The sequence below is a fragment of the Kitasatospora sp. NPDC005748 genome (assembly GCF_040630735.1).
Classification (GTDB): domain Bacteria; phylum Actinomycetota; class Actinomycetes; order Streptomycetales; family Streptomycetaceae; genus Kitasatospora.
On record NZ_JBEXYD010000009.1, the window covers coordinates 153,927 to 170,842 of the forward strand.

General features: G+C 75.9%; 18 protein-coding genes and 1 pseudogene. 10 read left to right on the forward strand and 9 right to left on the reverse strand.

The features are described from left to right. Positions 1-55: 55 nt before the first annotated feature. Positions 56-1,204 carry a beta-propeller fold lactonase family protein gene (locus ABZ495_RS10375; protein ID WP_359835257.1) on the reverse strand — a complete coding sequence of 383 codons (1,149 nt, stop codon included), beginning with the start codon at positions 1,202-1,204 and terminating at the stop codon, positions 56-58. A 313-nt stretch (positions 1,205-1,517) separates the two neighbouring features. Here ABZ495_RS10375 and ABZ495_RS10380 point away from each other — a divergent pair, with 313 nt between their 5' ends. From ABZ495_RS10380 to ABZ495_RS10390, 3 genes are all read left to right on the forward strand, one after another. After that, positions 1,518-2,102, forward strand: a complete 585-nt coding sequence (locus ABZ495_RS10380) for a helix-turn-helix domain-containing protein (protein WP_359835259.1) — start codon at positions 1,518-1,520, stop codon at positions 2,100-2,102. A gap of 87 nt (positions 2,103-2,189) precedes the next feature. Next, on the forward strand, positions 2,190-3,170 hold the full coding sequence (locus ABZ495_RS10385; protein ID WP_359835261.1) for a zinc-binding dehydrogenase: 981 nt from the start codon (positions 2,190-2,192) through the stop codon (positions 3,168-3,170). 249 nt (positions 3,171-3,419) lie between these two features. Beyond that, positions 3,420-3,878, forward strand: a complete 459-nt coding sequence (locus tag ABZ495_RS10390) for a helix-turn-helix domain-containing protein (RefSeq protein ID WP_359835263.1) — start codon at positions 3,420-3,422, stop codon at positions 3,876-3,878. Positions 3,879-3,981: 103 nt separating this feature from the next. Here ABZ495_RS10390 and ABZ495_RS10395 read toward each other — a convergent pair whose 3' ends face one another. Both ABZ495_RS10395 and ABZ495_RS10400 read right to left on the reverse strand, forming a co-directional pair. After that, a complete protein-coding gene (locus ABZ495_RS10395; protein WP_359835264.1) occupies positions 3,982-4,584 on the reverse strand; it encodes an ATP-dependent Clp protease proteolytic subunit in 603 nt (200 codons plus the stop codon). A 1-nt stretch (position 4,585) separates the two neighbouring features. Beyond that, complete coding sequence (locus tag ABZ495_RS10400; RefSeq protein WP_359835266.1) at positions 4,586-5,224, reverse strand: ATP-dependent Clp protease proteolytic subunit; 639 nt, start codon at positions 5,222-5,224, stop codon at positions 4,586-4,588. Between the two features lie 368 nt (positions 5,225-5,592). Here ABZ495_RS10400 and ABZ495_RS10405 point away from each other — a divergent pair, with 368 nt between their 5' ends. The 3 genes from ABZ495_RS10405 (at position 5,593) to ABZ495_RS10415 (ending at position 8,443) form a co-directional block, all read left to right on the forward strand. Continuing rightward, a complete protein-coding gene (locus ABZ495_RS10405) occupies positions 5,593-7,041 on the forward strand; it encodes a hypothetical protein (protein ID WP_359835268.1) in 1,449 nt (482 codons plus the stop codon). A gap of 16 nt (positions 7,042-7,057) precedes the next feature. Next, complete coding sequence (locus ABZ495_RS10410) at positions 7,058-7,819, forward strand: hypothetical protein (protein WP_359804558.1); 762 nt, start codon at positions 7,058-7,060, stop codon at positions 7,817-7,819. Between the two features lie 195 nt (positions 7,820-8,014). Next, the gene (locus tag ABZ495_RS10415) at positions 8,015-8,443 is read left to right on the forward strand and encodes a DoxX family protein (protein ID WP_359835269.1); all 429 of its coding nucleotides are present in this window, start codon (positions 8,015-8,017) and stop codon (positions 8,441-8,443) included. Positions 8,444-8,476: 33 nt separating this feature from the next. Here ABZ495_RS10415 and ABZ495_RS10420 read toward each other — a convergent pair whose 3' ends face one another. Then, positions 8,477-9,082 carry a GDSL-type esterase/lipase family protein gene (locus ABZ495_RS10420; RefSeq protein WP_359804560.1) on the reverse strand — a complete coding sequence of 202 codons (606 nt, stop codon included), beginning with the start codon at positions 9,080-9,082 and terminating at the stop codon, positions 8,477-8,479. Between the two features lie 318 nt (positions 9,083-9,400). On the opposite strand from ABZ495_RS10420, the gene ABZ495_RS10425 reads away from it, so the two are divergent. Further along, positions 9,401-10,258, forward strand: coding sequence for an S-methyl-5'-thioadenosine phosphorylase (locus tag ABZ495_RS10425; protein ID WP_359835271.1), 858 nt, complete (start codon positions 9,401-9,403; stop codon positions 10,256-10,258). Here ABZ495_RS10425 and ABZ495_RS10430 read toward each other — a convergent pair. Together ABZ495_RS10430 and ABZ495_RS10435 are read right to left on the reverse strand one after the other, a co-directional pair. Beyond that, positions 10,224-10,655 (reverse strand): hypothetical protein, encoded by a 432-nt coding sequence (locus tag ABZ495_RS10430; protein WP_359804561.1) that lies wholly within the window; start codon positions 10,653-10,655, stop codon positions 10,224-10,226. The two genes, ABZ495_RS10425 and ABZ495_RS10430, sit on opposite strands and share 35 nt — an antisense overlap. Further along, positions 10,652-11,764: a molybdopterin-dependent oxidoreductase gene (locus tag ABZ495_RS10435; RefSeq protein WP_359804615.1), complete on the reverse strand. Its 1,113-nt coding sequence runs from the start codon at positions 11,762-11,764 to the stop codon at positions 10,652-10,654. Before ABZ495_RS10435 ends, ABZ495_RS10430 begins: the two co-directional genes overlap by 4 nt. 178 nt (positions 11,765-11,942) lie before the next feature. On the opposite strand from ABZ495_RS10435, the gene ABZ495_RS10440 reads away from it, so the two are divergent. The 3 genes from ABZ495_RS10440 to ABZ495_RS10450 are packed head-to-tail and all read left to right on the forward strand — an operon-like array spanning position 11,943 to position 14,735. Beyond that, positions 11,943-13,331 carry a hypothetical protein gene (locus tag ABZ495_RS10440; protein ID WP_359835273.1) on the forward strand — a complete coding sequence of 463 codons (1,389 nt, stop codon included), beginning with the start codon at positions 11,943-11,945 and terminating at the stop codon, positions 13,329-13,331. A 53-nt stretch (positions 13,332-13,384) separates the two neighbouring features. Then, positions 13,385-14,098, forward strand: coding sequence for a molybdopterin-dependent oxidoreductase (locus ABZ495_RS10445; protein WP_329485856.1), 714 nt, complete (start codon positions 13,385-13,387; stop codon positions 14,096-14,098). Then, positions 14,082-14,735, forward strand: coding sequence for a cytochrome b/b6 domain-containing protein (locus ABZ495_RS10450; protein WP_359835275.1), 654 nt, complete (start codon positions 14,082-14,084; stop codon positions 14,733-14,735). The genes ABZ495_RS10445 and ABZ495_RS10450 overlap by 17 nt, the downstream gene beginning before the upstream one ends. Here ABZ495_RS10450 and ABZ495_RS10455 read toward each other — a convergent pair. The 3 genes and pseudogenes from ABZ495_RS10455 to ABZ495_RS10465 form a co-directional block, all read right to left on the reverse strand. Next, positions 14,710-15,378: a class I SAM-dependent methyltransferase gene (locus tag ABZ495_RS10455; RefSeq protein ID WP_359804565.1), complete on the reverse strand. Its 669-nt coding sequence runs from the start codon at positions 15,376-15,378 to the stop codon at positions 14,710-14,712. The genes ABZ495_RS10450 and ABZ495_RS10455 overlap by 26 nt on opposite strands. Next, the gene (locus ABZ495_RS10460) at positions 15,375-16,127 is read right to left on the reverse strand and encodes a DUF2064 domain-containing protein (protein WP_359835313.1); all 753 of its coding nucleotides are present in this window, start codon (positions 16,125-16,127) and stop codon (positions 15,375-15,377) included. Before ABZ495_RS10460 ends, ABZ495_RS10455 begins: the two co-directional genes overlap by 4 nt. After that, positions 16,107-16,799, reverse strand: a pseudogene (locus ABZ495_RS10465) (glycosyltransferase family 2 protein); the annotation flags it as partial. The pseudogene ABZ495_RS10465 and the gene ABZ495_RS10460, both read right to left, overlap by 21 nt. Positions 16,800-16,916: the final 117 nt, after the last annotated feature.

The following is a 16,916-nucleotide window of genomic DNA, read 5'->3' on the forward strand; positions in this document are numbered from 1 at the left end:
CGCCGCCCGCCCGGGCGGCGGAGCACAGGCGTTCCGGGAGCTGCCGGCGCGCCCGTCAGAAGGCGACGATGCCCTCGCCGCCGACCCCCTGGGGCACGGTCTGCGAGCCCAGCGCGGTGAGCGAGCCGTCGGGGTCGATCGCGAACTCGTCCACGACGCCGTCGACCCCCGTCTGGGCGTAGAGGTAGCGCCCGTCCGAGGACACCGCCGCGTCGACGGTGCCGGGGTGGGTGGGCGTGTTGCCCAGCGCGGTCAACTGCCGCCCGTGGTCGGCCGTCCGGAAGCCGCTGAGGGTCGAGCTGCCCGCGTTCGAGGCGTACAGCAGGTCGCGGACGGCGACGATCCAGCAGGTCGCCGACTGGCCGGTGGCCGCGAAGGCCTGCTGCGAGGCGGTGCCGTCCGGGTGGACGGCGAAGGTGGCCACGGCGTTGGTGCCCGCCTCGGCCAGCTGGAGGCCGTGCCGGCCGTGGGGGACGAAGGCGAAGGGCACGGCGCCGGGCAGGTGCGTCACCACGGGGGAGTCGGCCGGGGTGCCGGAACGGTCGAGGCCGAACACCAGCAGGTTGCTGCCGTTGGCCTTGGTGGTGACCACCAACTGGTCGCCCTCGCCGGTGAAGCCCACCTGGCCGGGGGTGTTGGTGAACTGGGGCGCGGCGTTCGGGTCGAGCCCCAGGCAGCGGTTCCAGTCGGCCCGCTCGTGCAGGCGGCCGTCGTGGACGGTGTAGCCCTGGACCGAGCCGCCGTCCAGGGCGTTGAGCACGAACACCGCGTCGTCGTGCACGGCGACGCTCACCGGGAAGCGTCCGCCGGAGCCGACCACCTGCCGCAGCGCGAGGCGGTCGCCGTCCACGGAGAAGACCGAGACGGTGTCGCTCCCGGCGTTCACGGCGTACAGCAGGGCGTGCTCCGGGTCGTAGGTGAGGGACCCCTGCGAGGCGAGGTGGTCGGCGACCGACCCGTCCAGCACGCCGCCGAGCCCCTGGGTGTCGTAGCTGCCCGCCGGGGTGAGCCGGCCGTCGTCCGCGCGCCGGTAGGCGATGATCCGGTTGCCCGCCGGGTCGTCGGTCTGGACGAAGACGGCGTGGTGGCCGCCTCGGGTGTGCGGGTCGGCCTCGGGGGTCGAGGCGGCGACGGCCGGGGCACCGGCGACGGCCGTCGCGAGCGCGGTCGCGACGGCCAGGGCGAGACGTGTGGTTCTCTGCACGGTGTACTGCCTCCTTGCGGATCGGGAGCGACGTCTCGCGGGAGGTCCCGCGTCTGCGGTCGAGCCGGAACCGGGCACCGTGGCCGCGAGCCGAGACGACGTGGACGAGGGCTGCGCCGGGCGTCCTCGCGAGGCGGACCGACGACGGTTCGCCCGCTGCTGCCCCGGGCACTGCCCTGCGCTGACAAGATAGGTGACGGTTTGTCGGGAACCACGGAATTGCCGGGTTCGGCCTCGCCGCGCCGCGGGACCACCGCGCGCGGCGGGTGGTGCGGGGCTTGTTCTTGAATGAGCGCTCAGGTATGTTTTCCCCATGCCCAGGCCACGTGAGTTCGACCCCGACGCCGTCCTCGACCAGGCGATGCGGCGGTTCTGGGAGCGCGGCTACCGGGCGACCTCCATCGAGGATCTGGTGAAGGCGACCGGGGTCAAGCCCGGCAGCATCTACAGCGCGTTCCCCGGGGGCAAGCACGCGCTCTTCGTGAAGTCCCTGGAGCGCTATTCGAAGCTGGTCGTCCCGCAGAAGCTCGGGGAGCTGGAGGCGCCGGGCGCCTCCGTGGCGCAGGTGCGCGGCTACTTCGACGGGCTGATCCGCGACCTGCTCAGCCCCGAGGGGCGGCAGGGCTGCCTCCTGGTCAACACCGCCATCGAGAAGGCCGCGGAGGACGACGAGGCGGCGGCCGTCGTGCGCGGCCACCTGGCGCGCCTGGAGCGCTGCATGACCCACGCCCTGGAGAACGCCGTCCGCCGGGGCGAGGTCAGGAGCTCGCTCGACGCGGCCGGCAGCGCCAAGCTGCTGGTGGCGACCTGCCAGGGGCTGATGGTCGTCGGCAAGGCCAACCCCGACGCGGCGGTCCTGCGGGCCGTCGTCGACAGCGCCTTCGTCGCGCTCTCCTGACGGGCGCGGCGTTCCCGGGCCACCGTACGCGGTGGCCCTCTTTTTCGGCCCCATAGTTGAATGACTACTCAAGAATGAGGTTCGGACATGAAGGCCATCGTCATCTCCGCCCACGGCGGCCCCGAGGTGCTCGCCGTCACCGAACTGCCCGACCCGGTACCCGCCGACGGCGAGGTCCTCGTCCGGGTCAAGGCGTTCGGTCTCAACCACGCCGAGGCGTACATGCGCAGCGGGGCCTGGGGCCCGGTGGCGGCCGTCCCCGGGATCGAGTGCGCCGGCCTCGTCGAGGCCGACCCCTCGGGCGAACTCCCCGTCGGCACCCGGGTGGTGGCGATCCTCGGCGGGATGGGGCGGACCCGCAACGGCAGCTACGCCGAGCTGGTGACCGTCCCGGCCACCCATGTGGTGGCCGTGGAGTCCGGGCTCTCCTGGGCCGATCTGGCCGCCGTGCCCGAGGTGTACGCCACGGCCCACAGCGCCCTGCACGGCAACCTCGCCCTCCGGCCGGGGGAGACGCTGCTGGTCCGGGGCGCGACCTCCTCGCTCGGGCAGGCCGCCGTCAACCTCGCCGTCCGGCACGGCGCCGACGTGCTGGCCACCACGCGCAACCCGGATCACGGGCCCCTGCTCAAGGACCTCGGGGCCGTCGACGTGCTCATCGACGACGGAAACCTGGCCGCGGAGGTCGGCCGCCGGGGCCTCGTCGTCGACGCCCTGCTCGACATCGTCGGCAACAGCGTGCTGCGCGATTCGCTGGCCGCGGTCCGCCCGCGGGGCCGGGTCTGCCAGGTCGGCTTCCTCGGCGGTTTCGCACCGGTGGCCGACTTCGACCCGATGGCCGACCTGCCCGGTGCGGTCGGGCTCAGCTTCTTCGGCAGTGCCTTCGTCCTGGGCACACCGGCGTTCCCGCTCGCCGACGTGCCCCTGGAGGCGATCTGCGCCGAGGTCGAGGCGGGCGTCCTGAAGGCCCGCCCGACCCGGGTCTTCAGCTTCGGCGAGATCGTCGAGGCCCATCGGGTGATGGAGGCGGGGCAGGCCCTGGGGAAGATGGTCGTCGTCGTCGACTGACGCGGCCCCGGCCCGGAGCCGGGCCGGCCGCCACCGCGGGCCGGACGCACCCCCGAGGAGCTGACCCGCCGGCGGGTCCGGCGCCGGGGCGGCCCGCCACGCCGGCGCGGCGCCTCAGCGGTCGACGGCCGATCGAACACGCCCCGGACAACGGGCGGGAGCCGCGGCCCGGTCGCGGTTCCCCGCGGCTTCACCCAGGGCAGAACGCCGTGCCCTTCCCACGGCGCCCGGGATCCCTAGGCTGAAGGTGTGAGCACTCCTACGCCGAACGAAGCCCGCGTCATCCCGCTGCGCCCGCCGGTCTCACCCGGCCCCGGTGCGGCCGCCCGCCCCCCGCAGCGGCCGGCGGGGGTCCCCCCGACCCCCGCGCCCCGGGAACCCCTGTGGCGCGACCTCGTCGGCGACGCGCTGCGGCGCGAGCGGCTGGCCCAGGAGCGGACGTTGAAGGACGTCGCGGAGGCGGCCCGGATCTCGGTGCCGTACCTGTCGGAGCTGGAGCGCGGACGGAAGGAAGCCTCCTCCGAGGTGCTCGCGGCCGCCGCCCGCTCCCTGGGCCTCGGCCTCGCCGACCTGCTCTCGCTGGCCCAGGACGAGCTGGCCCGGGGCGGGCGCGGCCGGGTGGCGCACGGCTCGGTGGGTCACGGCTCGGTGGGCCGGGGGCGGGTGTCGTCCCCGTCGCGCCACGACGGTCTCTGCCTCGCGGCCTGACCGCGACCGCGCGTCGCGCGGACCGGCCCGGCGGCACACGCCGCCGGGCCGGCCGCCGTGCGCTCGCCGTCCGACCGGCCCGCGCCCACGGCCCCGGGCGGGGTCAGACGAGCACGTTCCGCCGGCTCAGCACCTCGTCGGCGAGGCCGTAGGAGACGGCCTCCTCGGCGCTGAGCACCTTGTCCCGGTCCATGTCCGCCCGCAGCGTCGCCACGTCGTGACGGGTGTGCCGGGCGAGGACCTCCTCGACCTGGGAGCGGATGCGGACCATCTCCTTGGCCGCGAGGCTGAGGTCGGAGACGGTCCCCTGCCGGCCGCCGCTGGCCGGCTGGCCGAGCAGGACCCGTGCGTGCTGGAGCACGAACCGCCGTCCGGGGTCTCCGCCGGCCAGCAGCACCGCCGCCGTCGACGCGGCCTGTCCGACACAGAACGTGGAGATCGGCGCCTGCACGAAGGTCATCGTGTCGTAGATCGCCATCAGTGAAGTGAAGGACCCGCCCGGCGAGTTGAGGTAGAGCGAGATCTCGCGCTCCGGGTTCTCCGACTCCAGGTGCAGGAGCTGGGCGATGACGACGTTGGCGAAGCCGTCGTCGATCTCGGTGCCGAGGAAGATGATCCGCTCGTTCAGCAGCCGGCTGAAGACGTCGTAGGACCGCTCGCCCTGTGCGGTGCGCTCGATGACGTAGGGAACCGTGTACGACCCCATGTCAGAGCCCCATCCGCGGCCGCGAGGAGGCCGGGCGGACGTCGGCGAGCGACTCCAGGACCCGGTCCACCATCCCGTACTCCCGGGCCTGTTCGGCCGTGAACCAGCGGTCCCGGTCGCCGTCCCGGGTGATCGTCTCCTCGCTCTGCCCGGTGTGCTCGGCGATGATCCGCTCGATGGCCTTCTTGGTGAACTGGAGGTTCTCCGCCTGGATCTCGATGTCCGCGGCGGTGCCGCCGATGCCCGCCGAGGGCTGGTGCATCATGATCCGCGCGTTCGGCAGCGCGAACCGCTTGCCGGACGTCCCGACGGTGAGCAGGAACTGGCCCATGCTGGCGGCGAACCCCATCGCCAGGGTGGAGACGTCGTTCGGGATGAGCCGCATGGTGTCGTAGATGGCGAGGCCCGCGGTGACCGAGCCGCCGGGGCTGTTGATGTAGAGGCAGATGTCGGTGCGCGGGTCCTCCGCCGACAGCAGCAGCAGCTGGGCGCAGACCCGGTTGGCCGACACGTCGTCGACCTCCGTGCCGAGGAGGACGATCCGCTGGGCGAGCAGTTGGGCCGCGAGGTGGTCGTCGAAGCGGGTGGGCGGCCGGGAGCCCTCGTCCGCGCGGGGCGGGGCCGTGGTGAGGGGAGTCATCGGGATCTCCTTGTCGATGCGGGATGCCGTCGACCCCACTCTTGCCCCCGGAGGATCCCCGCAGGGCGATTCTCTGCCCGCCGCAGATTCGCCGAGGGCAGAGCCGACGGGACGGCCCGCGCTCGCCGGCCGGGTACCGCGCCCTCCCGCTCGCCTCCGGTCCACGGCGGCGTGCGGGCGCGGGGCGGGCGTGCGGCGGACGGCGGCCGCGCCGGCCGAGGGCGGAGCGGTCCCGGGCGCCCCGCAGCGCCGGCCGGGTGAATCGGGCGGCGTGTCGGACGGGGGCCGCGTGTTCCGGACCGGTTCGGAGGATGGTCGGACCCAAGGATGAACGGGTTGGCGGATCGTCGGATACCGAGGGGGCACGGATGGGTGGCCACGGCGGTCGGCTCCTGCTCCTCCTCCTGCTGGCACTGCCGAGCCTGGCGGCGACATCTGCCGGGGACGGGGACTGCGCCGGGCTGGCGCTCGCCGTCCGGGTGAACACCGTGACCGTCACCGGACCGCCCGGCCCCGCCGTCCGGGGCGGCACGGCCGTGGTGAAGGAGTACCGGCTCACCAACGCCGGGGAGACCGGCCTGCGGGGGATCCGGGTGACCGACGCCGGACGGCCGGTGCCCTGCCCCGAAGCCGGACCGCTGGCGGTCGGCGCCACCGTCGTCTGCACGCTCCGGCTCACCGCCGAGGCCGGTGTCCACGACACCACCGCCACCGCGCGCGGCCGGTCCGGACACTCCGACAGGGAGGTGGCGGCCACCGCCCCGTCCGGCTACACCGGCGTGGTCAGCGCGCTCGGCCTGGCGGTCGACGCCGCCCCCGGCGCGCCCGGATCCGGCACCGCCGACCTCCGCTACACGGTGGCCGACCTGGGTGACCGGCCGTTGCACGACCTGCGGCTGCGTGACGTGCTGGTGCCGGACGGGATCGACTGCGGCGACGGCCCGGCGGCGCCGCTGGCGCTCGGGCCCGGCCGGACGGTGCGGTGCGCGGCGGTGCTCCGGCGGCCGCCCGGAACGTACCGCAGCGCGGCCGAGGTGACGGGCTCGGACGGCATCACCACGGTCGGCCCGCGCGGTGAGCCGGTGCCGCCGCCGCTGCTGGTCGCGCGCGCCGGGACGGACGTCACGCTGGCCGCCGGACCGTCGGAGTACCCGCCGGAGAACCCGCCTCAGAACCCGCCGGAGAACCCGCCGGAGAACCCGCCGGGCACCGCCCCCGGGCCCGTGCTCCCGCCCGGGACCACACCGGGCGGGACCACGGTGCCGGGGGCGCCGGCCGTACCGCCGCCCGGCACGACCCCACCGGGCGAGCCGGCCCCGGCGGATGCCCCCGCCGTGCCGCCGCCCGGGCCCGGAGCCGCGGTGCCGGCCCCGGCCGCCCCGGCGGCTCTCGCTCCCGCCCCTGCTCCTGCTCCCGCTCCTGCTCCTGCTCCCGCCCCAGCCCCCGCCCCCGCGCGGGCTCCCGCGCCACCCCCCGAGCCGCCCGCCGTGCCTGCGGTGCCCGCCCTGCCCGCCCTGCCCGCCGATGTCCCGGTGCCTGCGGCGCTCGCGGCGACCCCCGCGCCCTCCGCTCCGACCGTCCCCGCCCCCTCCCCGGAGCCGTCCCCGTCGCCCGCGGCCACCGGCAACCCCTCGGTGGAGGTCGCCACCCCCACTGCCGCCGCCACCCCGGTCGGCCCGCACCACGCCGCCGGGTCCGGTCGCACCCCGGGCCCGGGTGGGCGCTCGCCGGACGCCCTGCCGGTCGCCTCCGTCCTGCTGGTCGTCCTGCTGCCCGCCGCCGCCGCGGTCGCGGCGCTCTCCCGCTTCCGCCGCTGAAACCCCGGGAACCACCGTGTCGAACCTGTTGCAGACACTCGCCGTCGTCCTGGGCGTCGCCCTGGTGGCCGCCGCCATCGTCCTGTTGAAGGGGCGCTTCTTCCCCGTCCCCGAGGACGCCGAGCCGCGCGAGGACGTCGCCGAGTACATCGCGATGATGGTCGGCGTCCTGTACGCGCTGGTGCTCGGCCTCTCGATGGTCTCGGTCTGGGAGATCCACAGCGGCGCCCTCAACCACTCCCAGGACGAGGCCGGTGCGCTCCACCAGACCTACCTGCTCGCCGACCTCCTGCCGCCGGACCGCCGCGACGCGCTGCGCACCACGGCCACCGCCTACGCCGTCCAGGTCGTGCACGCCGAGTGGCCGCGGATGGCGGCGCGCGAGCCGCTCGGCCCGGACGGCTGGGGGCTGCTGAACCAGCTGCGGACGGTCAGTCAGGCCTCCTCGCAGGACGACACGCCCACGCAGCAGAACGCCTCGCAGGAGATGCTCGCCGTCCTCACCACCCTCGACGACGCCCGCCGGGGCCGGGAGGCGTCGGCGATGAGCAGCCTCTCCACGGTGCTCTGGGTCGGGCTGGTCATCGGCGGCACACTCACGGTGGCGTTCATGTTCCTGTTCGGCATCAAGCGCAGCGCCACCCACGTGGTGATGGTGATGGGTCTGACCGGGCTGATCGCGTTCACCATCCTGCTGATCCAGCAGCTGGACGCGCCCTTCGACGGCTTCCTCGCCGTCACTCCGCAGGCCTTCACGCGGTACTTCCCGTTCGTCTGACCCGCACTCCGGCGACGCCGCCACGGCCCGGGCGCGCGCCGCACGGAGCCGGTCGTCCTCGTCGCCGGGGTCGTCAGGGGGCATGAGCGGGCTGCCGGGGCGGCGGACGAAACAGTTCTTCCGGGACCGATGAGTTCGGGCGGTGGCGGCGGTCAAACCTGGGAAAGCATCGCCCGCTACCCGGGGAGACCTGACATGTCCGACATCACCACCCTCACCGCCCCTGATGTGACGACCACCGCGAGGTCCGGCAGGGCCATGGCCGGTGTGGTCCTGGCTTTGCGGGTGCTGCTCGCCCTCTTCTTCGCCCTGGCCAGCGCGCTCCCGAAGCTGCTCGCACTGCCCGCCGCGACGGAGGTCTTCGACGCGATCGGTGCGGGCCACTGGTTCATGTACCTGACCGGGCTGGTGGAACTGGCCGGCGCGGTCGGCCTGCTGGTCCGCCGCCTGGCCGGGCCGGCCGCCATGGCGCTGATCGTCTTCCTGGCGTTCGCGTTCGTCACCCAGCTCACCGCGATGCACGGCGAGAACGCCGGGACGCCGTTCGTCTTCATGGTGCCGCTGGCCGTCATCGCCTGGAACCGGCGCGCCGGGACGGTCGGGCTGCTCGCCCACCGGCCGTGACCGGCCGCCCGGTGGCCCGGTGGCCCGGGGTCGTCACAGCTCGGTGAGTTCGCCCAGGCCCAGGGTGCGGAGCGTGAGGTCGGCCATGTGCCGGTGGCCGACGGCGTTGGGGTGCGCGGGGTCGTCGAGCCAGGCGATCGGGTCGCTGTCGGGGAAGTGGGCGAGCCAGTAGGCCTCGTGGTCGACCAGCAGGGCCCCGGTGTCCGCGGCGATCTCGCGCACCGCCTGGCAGTAGGCGGGCAGTTCGGCGCGGGCGGCGCGTCCGGCCCGGCTGACCACGAGGGGCGTGTGCAGCACGATCTGGGCACCGTCGGTCCTGGCGATGATCGCGCGCATCGACGCGTGGAACTCGGCGAGTCCGTCGAGCCCGGCGCGGGCGTCGTTGGTGCCCAGCGAGATGGACAGCACGTCGGGGGCGAACCGGCCGATGAGATGGTCGTACGCGCCGAGGACGTCGGTGGCGCGCCAGGCGGACACCCCGGTGTTGACCACGATGTCGGTCAGTCGGTCGAGCTGCCAGCCGACGCGTTCGTGCACGTGCTCCACCCACCCGCGGGCGCCGTGCGTGTGCAGGACGGCCTGGGTGATGCTGTCGCCGGCCATCACCCAGGTCATCGGTCCGGTGGACAGTTCGACCATGTGATCATCCCCCTGTATTCGATGTACGGGCGGCGGCCCTCGGCCGGTGCCCCGAGAAGTTGATCATATGGGCCGGCGTTCCCGAGGGGTCCGGAGCCAGGGCAGCAGGGAGCAGGGCAGGAGGGCGCAGGGAGCAGGGCAGGAGGGCGCAAGAGCAACCGCCCGTCGCGGGCCCGAGGAGGCGCGTCCTTACCGGGCGGCGACGCCACTCACGCGGTCCGCCCGGCAGCCGTTCGCGGATCGTAAGGCCGTCCGCACGGGATCTCCCGGCGCCGGCTCCTACAGTGGCGGCACAGTCAGGTGAGAGAGGTGGATTCAGTGACGGACGATCAGATCATCGTGCCCCGCGCGGATGTGGGGGTGATCGGCGGCTCCGGGCTCTACGAGCTGCTGGACGACATGGTCGAGGTGCGGACCCGTACCCCGTACGGCGAGCCGAGCGACGCGCTGTTCGTCGGCGAGGTGGCCGGCCGCCGGGTCGCCTTCCTGCCCCGGCACGGCCGCGGCCACCGCCTCCCGCCGCACCGGATCAACTACCGGGCCAACCTCTGGGCGCTGCGCTCGCTCGGCGTCCGCCAGGTGCTCGGGCCCTGCGCGGTGGGCGGGCTGCGGCCCGAGTACGGACCGGGGACGCTGCTGGTGCCGGACCAGTTCGTGGACCGGACCAGCGGCCGGGCGCAGACCTACTACGACGGACTGCCGCTGCCGGACGGCTCGGTGCCCGAGGTGGTGCACGTGTCGATGGCGGACCCGTACTGCCCCGAGGGGCGCCGGGCCACGCTCTCGGCGGCGGCCGGCGCCGCCTGGGAGCCCGTGGACGGCGGCACCCTGGTGGTGATCGAGGGCCCCCGCTTCTCGACCCGCGCCGAGTCCCGGTGGTTCACCGCCAACGGCTGGTCGGTGGTCGGGATGACCGGCCACCCGGAGGCCGTCCTGGCGCGCGAACTCGGCCTCTGCTACACCTCGGTGGCCCTGGTCACCGACCTCGACGCGGGGGTGGAGAGCGGCGAGGGGGTCACCCACGCGGAGGTGCTCGCCGTCTTCGCGCGCAACGTCGAGCGGCTGCGCACGGTGCTGTTCAAGACGATCGGCCTGCTGCCCACCGAGCGCGCCTGCCCGTGCGGTCACGCACTGGACGGCCTCACGACCGGTCTTCCCGGCGTACCGGGCGACTGACCGGCCGGGGCCGGCGCCACCGTCGGACGAGCCCGATCAGGAGGGCGAGTACGGCGGTGGCGGCCAGGACGGCGAGCCAGTTGCGCAGGTAGGGCAGCGGCAGCAGCGAGGAGTTGCCGTGGTCGTCGTCGGCGCGCAGCACGGCCGGGAGTCCGACGGCGGTCACGGCGGCGGCCACGACCAGCCAGCCGCGCAGCACCGGTCCGCGGGCCAGGTGGGCGCCGACCAGGCAGAGCAGCGGGAGCCAGACCCCGTCGTGCAGGACCAGCGCCCCGATCCCCCAGACCAGGACCTGCGCCGGGTCGGTGAGGTAGACGTCGGTCAGCAGGCCGTAGAGGCCGTAGCCGATCAGTGCGAGACCGGCGGCGAGGGCGGTGCCGCGGAGCCAGCCGGTCATCGGGACACCTCCAGCCGGGCGACCCACTTGGTCTGCAGCACGCCGGGGCGGTTCGGCGCGATGACGCGCGCGGGGAAGCCGTGGTCGGCGTCCAGCGTCTCGCCGTCGACCCGGAGGGCGAGCAGGGTGAGCGGGTCGTCGACGTACTGCGCGGGCATCTCCATCACCCGGTAGGGGCCCTCCTCCTCCAGCGAGGTGACCCGCACGGCGGAGCCGGCCGGCGCACCGGCCCGGGCCATCAGTTCGGCCACCCGGACGCCGCCCCAGCGGGCGCTCGCGCTCCAGCCCTCCACACAGGCGATCGGCAGGACCGCCTCGTGCTGGGGGAGCCGGGCCAGTTCGTCGAGACCGATCTCGTACGGCCGGGGGCCGTCCACCCGCAGCCGCCAGCCGGCGGGCACCTCCACCGTCCCGGCCTGCGCGGCGGTGCGGTTCACCGGGAGCCCCTGCGGGCCCAGGTCGGGCCGGCGCGGCGCCAGCAGGTTCAGCGGGCGCAGCCAGGGCACGCTCTGCCCGGCCGTGGTGAGCGTCACCGCGCCGACCGCCGCGGCGACCGAGGTCAGGAAGGCGCGCCGCCCGGGGACGGTGAGCCGGGGCCGGCGCCAGTTCCGGGCGATCAGCGGCGCCTTGGCCGCGAGGTGGACCAGCAGGCCGCCGGTGGCCAGCCAGCCGACCCAGAAGTGGGTCTGCCGGAACGGGAACGGCCACGGGTACCACTGGAGGGTGTTCAGCAGGCCGGTGAACAGTTCCAGCAGCAGGGCGGCCACCAGGACGGCGATGCCCAGCCGCTCCAGCGCGTGCGCCACGCTCCGGGCCGGCGGCCACTCGAACAGCCGCGGGTAGACCGTCCAGAGCTTGGCCCCGAGCAGCGGGACGGCGGCGATCCCGCTGACGACGTGCAGCCCCTGGGTGACGCGGTAGCCGTTCACCGGGCGCGCGGGCAGCAGGCCCGCGAGCCGGCCCGTCGGGTCCTGGAGCAGGTGGCTGAGGAGACCGGTCAGGAAGCAGACCACCAGCGCGGCGCCCAGCCACCGGCCGAGGACGACGGCGGTGCGCGGCTCGTGCAGGGCCGAGCGGAAGACGCCGTCCCGGAACGGGCCGCGGCGCAGGGACGCGGGCGGCGGCGGGAGGGCGAGGCGGGGGCGGCGCCGGGCGCCGGGGTGCTTGGAATCCACGCCCTCATCGAAGCGCCACCGGGCCCCGCGCGGCGGGTACGACGTGCTTACGGAAGTCGAACGGGGGCCGCTGCGGCCGTTCGCGCCGCCGCCGCGGTGGCAGGGTGAGCGGGTGGCCACTCGGACCCTTCTGCCCTGCACGCTCGCCCTCGCCGCCCTGGTGGCGGCCCTGGCGACGACCGTGACCGGCGGCGGCACGCTCGCCGACCGCGGCCCGCTCCACGGCTGGTACGCCCTCGACGCGGGTCTGTTCGTGCTGGCGCTGCTGCTCCTGCGGCGGGTGCCGGCCCGCCGGGTGGCGCCGCTGGTGCTGGCCGGGAGCGTGGCGGTCGCCGCCGTCGGACTGCTCGCACCGCCGCGGACCAGCGACGACGCCTACCGGTACGTCTGGGACGGCCGGGTGCAGGCGGCCGGCATCTCCCCCTACGCGCACGCCCCGGACGACCCGGCGCTGGCCCGGCTGCGCGACCCGGGTCTGTTCCCGGTGACGGACGGCTGCAGGGGGTGGGACGAGCGGCGGACGGCGGCGGGCGACTGCACCCGGATCAACCGGCCCGCCGTGCGCACCATCTACCCGCCGGTCGCGCAGGCCTGGTTCCTCGCCGTGCACCCCTTCGGGGGCGGGGTGCGCGGGGTGCAGGTGGGCGGCGCGCTGCTGGCGGTCGCGACCACGGGCGCGCTGCTGGTGGTCGGGCGGGGCGGCCGGCGGGCGGCGCTCTGGGGGTGGTGCCCCGGCATCACCGTGTGGGCGGTCAACGACGCGCACGTCGACACCCTCGGCGCGCTGCTGATGACCGTCGGGCTGGGCTACGTGGCCGGCCGCCGGCCCGGCACCGGGGGCGTGCTGCTCGGCGCCGCGGTCGCCACCAAGCTGCTGCCGGCCCTCGCCCTGCCCGGGGCGCTGTCGGGGGCACTGTCGGGGGCGCTCGCCCGCCGTCCGACCCGCGGGGACGTCGCCGTCCTCGGCGCGGCGATCGGGGCGTTCGGGCTGGCGTACCTGCCCCATGTCGCCGTCTCGGGCCCGGCGGTGCTCGGGTACCTGCCGGGCTACCTGCGGGAGGAGGGCTACGAGCAGGGGCACCTGGACCGGTTCGGGCTGCTGCGGCTGGCGGTGCCCGACCGCTGGGCGCCGTGGGCGGCGGCCCTGGTGCTGGCGGCGGTGGTGTGGCGGGTGCTGCGGCACGGCGACCCCCGCCGCCCGTGGCGGGGCGCGCTGCCGGTGACCGGCACGGCCCTGCTGCTCGTCGCGCCGGCCTACCCCTGGTACGGCCTGCTGGTGGTGGCCCTGGTCGCGCTCGACGGCGGTTGGGAGTGGCTGGCCGTCCCGGCCGCCGGGCAGGTGCTCTACCTGGTCGGCGGCGGGCCGGCGCAGCAGGCCGCGTACGGGGCCGCGCTGGCCTGCGTGCTCGGGGTGCCGGCGGTGCGCGGGCTCCTGCGCGCCCGGCGGGGCGGGGCCGGGGAACGGGCCTCGGCGGGCGCGCGGGAGATGACGAAAGCCTGACGGCTCGGCGTCGGGGCTGGTCGCGGGTACGGGCCGGCTGTTCCAATCGAGCCGTGGACAGTAGAGCGAAGCGATCCCGGGGCACCCCGGTGGGCCGGCGGGTGGTGCTCGGCCTGGTCGGCCTCGGCGCCGCCGGCGTGGCGGCCGGACCCTTTCTCCAACGCGCCCAGGACGCACTGGCCGGCCAGGACCCGACCGGGCTCACCGGCCTGCTGCCGGGCGGCGGCGGCTTCCGGTACTACTCCGTGGTGGCCTCGGTGCCCTCCCGAGGCCCCGACACCTACAGCCTCACGGTGGACGGCCTGGTGGAGCGCCCCGGCAGCTACCGGCTGGCCGACCTCCAGGCGATGCCGCAGCGCCGGATCGTGCGCGACGTGCAGTGCGTGACCGGCTGGCGGGTGCCGAACACCCCGTTCGAGGGCGTGCCGCTGGCACACCTGCTGGACGCCGCCGGCGTCTCGGCGGGCGCCCGGGCGGTCCGGTTCAGCTGCTTCGACGGCGAGTACACCGAGAGCCTCACCCTGGAGCAGGCCCGGCGGGACGACGTGGTGGTCGCGCTCAAGCTCCAGGACGCCCCGATCTCCCACTCCCACGGCGGACCGGTGCGCCTGTACGTGGCGCCGATGTACTTCTACAAGTCGGCCAAGTGGCTGTCGGGCATCACCGTGACCGACACCGTGGAGCCCGGGTACTGGGAGCGCAACGGCTACGACGTCGACGCCTGGGTCGGCCGCTCGAACGGACGTGACGATGCCCCGACCGCCTGACCTCCTGCTCCGCTTCGCCCGCGTCGAGCGCTGGGTGCACCGCACCACCGCGGCCCTGATGCTGGTCTGCCTGGCCACCGCCGCCTGCCTCTACCTGGCGCCGCTGGCCGAACTGGTCGGCCGCCGGCGCCTGGTGGTCACCGTGCACGTCTGGTGCGGACTGGCCCTGCCGGTGCCGCTGCTGCCCGGGCTCGCCTTCCGGGCGGTGCGGGCGGACGTGTCGAGGCTGAGCCGCTTCCACCCGGTGGACTGGGTCTGGCTCCGGGCGACCCGGGCCCGAGCCTCGTACCGCCCGGCGGGGAAGTTCAACGCCGGGCAGAAGCTCTACGCCCAGTGGACGCTGGGCGCGATGCTGGTGATCCTCGGGACGGGCCTGCTGATGTGGCTCACCCACCTGGCGCCGACGGCCTGGCGGACCGGCGCGACCTTCGTCCATGACTGGCTCGCGGCGGCCATCGCCGCGGTGACCGCCGGGCACGTCTGGATGGCCGTCCGGGACCCCGAGGCCCGGCGCGGCATGCGGACCGGGCTGGTCGACCGGCGCTGGGCCGAGCGCGAGCACCCGCTGTGGTCGGAGGAGCGCCCGGCGGCGGACGCCGAAGCGGTGCCCGTCAGCGGGGACGGTCCGCCCTCCTGAAGGCGAGGAACCGGCGGCCGAGGGCGGACCAGCGCTCGGTCTCGGCCAGCCCGGCCCGCTCGGCCCGGCGGGCGGTGGCCGCCGCGCCGCAGCGGGCCCAGGCGAACGGCGGCCCGAGCCGCCCGTCGTAGCCCTCCACCCGGACGGTGATCCGTTCGTCGATCTCCCGCGGATCCACCTCGACCAGCAGCACGCCTCCCGGCGCGAGGAGTTCGGCGCCGCGGCGCAGCAGCAGCCCCGGGTCGCCGCCGATGCCGAGGTTGCCGTCGGCGAGGAGCGCCCCGCCCCAGCGGCCCTCGGCGGGCAGCCGGTCGAACACCGAGCGGCACAGGGCCGGGCCGCCGAGGCGCCGGGTGCGGTCCACCGCCGCTCCGGTGATGTCGACGCCGAGCGCCGGTACGCCCAGCTCCAGCAGGGCCGCGACCAGCCGGCCGGGTCCGCAGCCGAGGTCCACCACCGGCGCGGTCAGCCGGCGGCAGCGCTCCAGCAGCCCGTGGTCCGCCCCGGCGGCGGGTGCGCACCAGCGCTCGACGTCGAGCGGGATCCGGTGGCCGTCCTCGCCGCGCAGCCAGAGCGGGCCCCGCCCGGCGCGGACGGCCTCGGCGAACGGGTCGTCCACCCACGCTCCGGCGGCGACGGTCATCGCGTCACCTCCGAGGTGGTCCCGTGCGCGTCGTCGGCCTGCTCCGGGCCACCTGTCCCGAGCGCGTCGGCCGCCTCGATCGCGTCGGCGAGCCTCATCGCGCGCAGGCGGGCCGCGAAGCCGCTGTGCGGAGCCTCGGCGGCGACCAGCCGCGCGTCGGCGACGGTGTCCACGTCGGTGAGCACCGGGAGGTGGTGGACGGCGAGCCGCTCGGCCGTCAGCCGGCCGAGCAGGGCGCGCCCGGTCTCCGGCGTGGACATCGGCAGCCCCAGCAGCAGCCGCCGGGCCAGCTCCCCGGTCGGCCGGGCCAGCCCGAGCGCCCAGAACCCGCCGTCGGCGGCCGGCCCGTACCAGGCGTCGGCGCCCCCGCGCCGGGCCGGCGACAGCGGCTCGGCGAGCAGCGCCGCGTCCACCTGCGGGGTGTCCATGCCGACCAGCAGCGCCGGCGCCTCCGGGGCGGCCTCGGCGGCGTGCGTGAAGGCGGCCGCCAGCCGTTCGTCCAGCCCGCCGCCCCGCTGCGGCACGACCTGCCAGCCGGGCGGGAGCCAGCGCCCGGCCTCGCCGTCCAGCACGAGCAGCCGCCGCCCGGCCGGCACCCGGCCGAGGGTGGCCAGGGTGTCGGCGAGCGCGGCCTCGGCCAGCGCCGCGGCCTGCTCGGGTGTGCAGGGCGGGGTGAGCCGGGTCTTCACCCGCCCCGGGACGGGCGACTTGGCGATCACCAGCAGGGTGGCCGGCGGCGCGGCCAGCACGGCCCGCATGTCGCGGACGGCCTGCCGGGTGCCGCGCACGGTACCGGTGACCTTGGAGCGACCGGTGCGCGGCAGGTAGTCGACGGGCGTCTCGGCGATCCGCATCCCCGCCGCCGAGGCGGCGAGCACCATCTCCAGCGGATAGCCGGAGCGGCGGTCGCCCAGTCCCAGGGCCAGCAGCCGCTCACGGCGGGCGGCCCGCATCGGCCCGAGGTCGTGCAGCGGCGCCCCCGTCCGCGCCCGCAGCCGGCGGGCCAGCACGGCGTTGGCCAGCCGGGCGTGCGGCGGCCAGGCCCCGGCGGCCGCCGGCATGCGCCGCCCCAGCACGAGGTCCGCCGAACCGGCCAGGACCGGCGCGGCCACCCGCGGCAGCTGGGCGGGGTCCAGCGAACCGTCACAGTCCAGGAAGCAGACCAGTTCGGCGGTGGCGGCGAGCAGTCCGGCGTGGCAGGCGGCGCCGAAGCCGCGCCGCGGCTCCTCGACGACGGTCGCGCCCAGCGAGCGCGCCAGGTCGGCGGAGCCGTCGCGGGAGCCGTTGTCGACGACGATCGCCCGCCAGCCCGAGGGGATCCGCCCCAGCACCCAGGGCAGCGCCGCGGCCTCGTCGAGACAGGGCAGGATCACATCGGCGGACGGCGGTCCGGCGGACGGTACGGGGGGAGTCGGAGAGATCACGTCGGCCACGCTAAGGGCGGCCGGCCCGGCGGCGGCCGAACCGCGCCCTTACGAAAGTCCGACGGCGGCCACCGCCCCGGCCGGCCGCGCCCGCGATCTTACGAAACCCGAACG

Bases quoted from the DNA above. Each gene is read 5' to 3' on its own strand.
- ABZ495_RS10415 (WP_359835269.1), top strand. From the start codon at position 8,015: ATGTCCGACATCACCACCCTCACCGCCCCTGATGTGACGACCACCGCG.
- ABZ495_RS10385 (WP_359835261.1), top strand. From the start codon at position 2,190: ATGAAGGCCATCGTCATCTCCGCCCACGGCGGCCCCGAGGTGCTCGCC.
- ABZ495_RS10420 (WP_359804560.1), bottom strand. From the start codon at position 9,082: ATGGTCGAACTGTCCACCGGACCGATGACCTGGGTGATGGCCGGCGAC.
- ABZ495_RS10380 (WP_359835259.1), top strand. From the start codon at position 1,518: ATGCCCAGGCCACGTGAGTTCGACCCCGACGCCGTCCTCGACCAGGCG.
- ABZ495_RS10430 (WP_359804561.1), bottom strand. From the start codon at position 10,655: ATGACCGGCTGGCTCCGCGGCACCGCCCTCGCCGCCGGTCTCGCACTG.
- ABZ495_RS10455 (WP_359804565.1), bottom strand. From the start codon at position 15,378: ATGACCGTCGCCGCCGGAGCGTGGGTGGACGACCCGTTCGCCGAGGCC.
- ABZ495_RS10400 (WP_359835266.1), bottom strand. From the start codon at position 5,224: ATGACTCCCCTCACCACGGCCCCGCCCCGCGCGGACGAGGGCTCCCGG.
- ABZ495_RS10395 (WP_359835264.1), bottom strand. From the start codon at position 4,584: ATGGGGTCGTACACGGTTCCCTACGTCATCGAGCGCACCGCACAGGGC.
- ABZ495_RS10450 (WP_359835275.1), top strand. From the start codon at position 14,082: ATGCCCCGACCGCCTGACCTCCTGCTCCGCTTCGCCCGCGTCGAGCGC.
- ABZ495_RS10405 (WP_359835268.1), top strand. From the start codon at position 5,593: ATGGGTGGCCACGGCGGTCGGCTCCTGCTCCTCCTCCTGCTGGCACTG.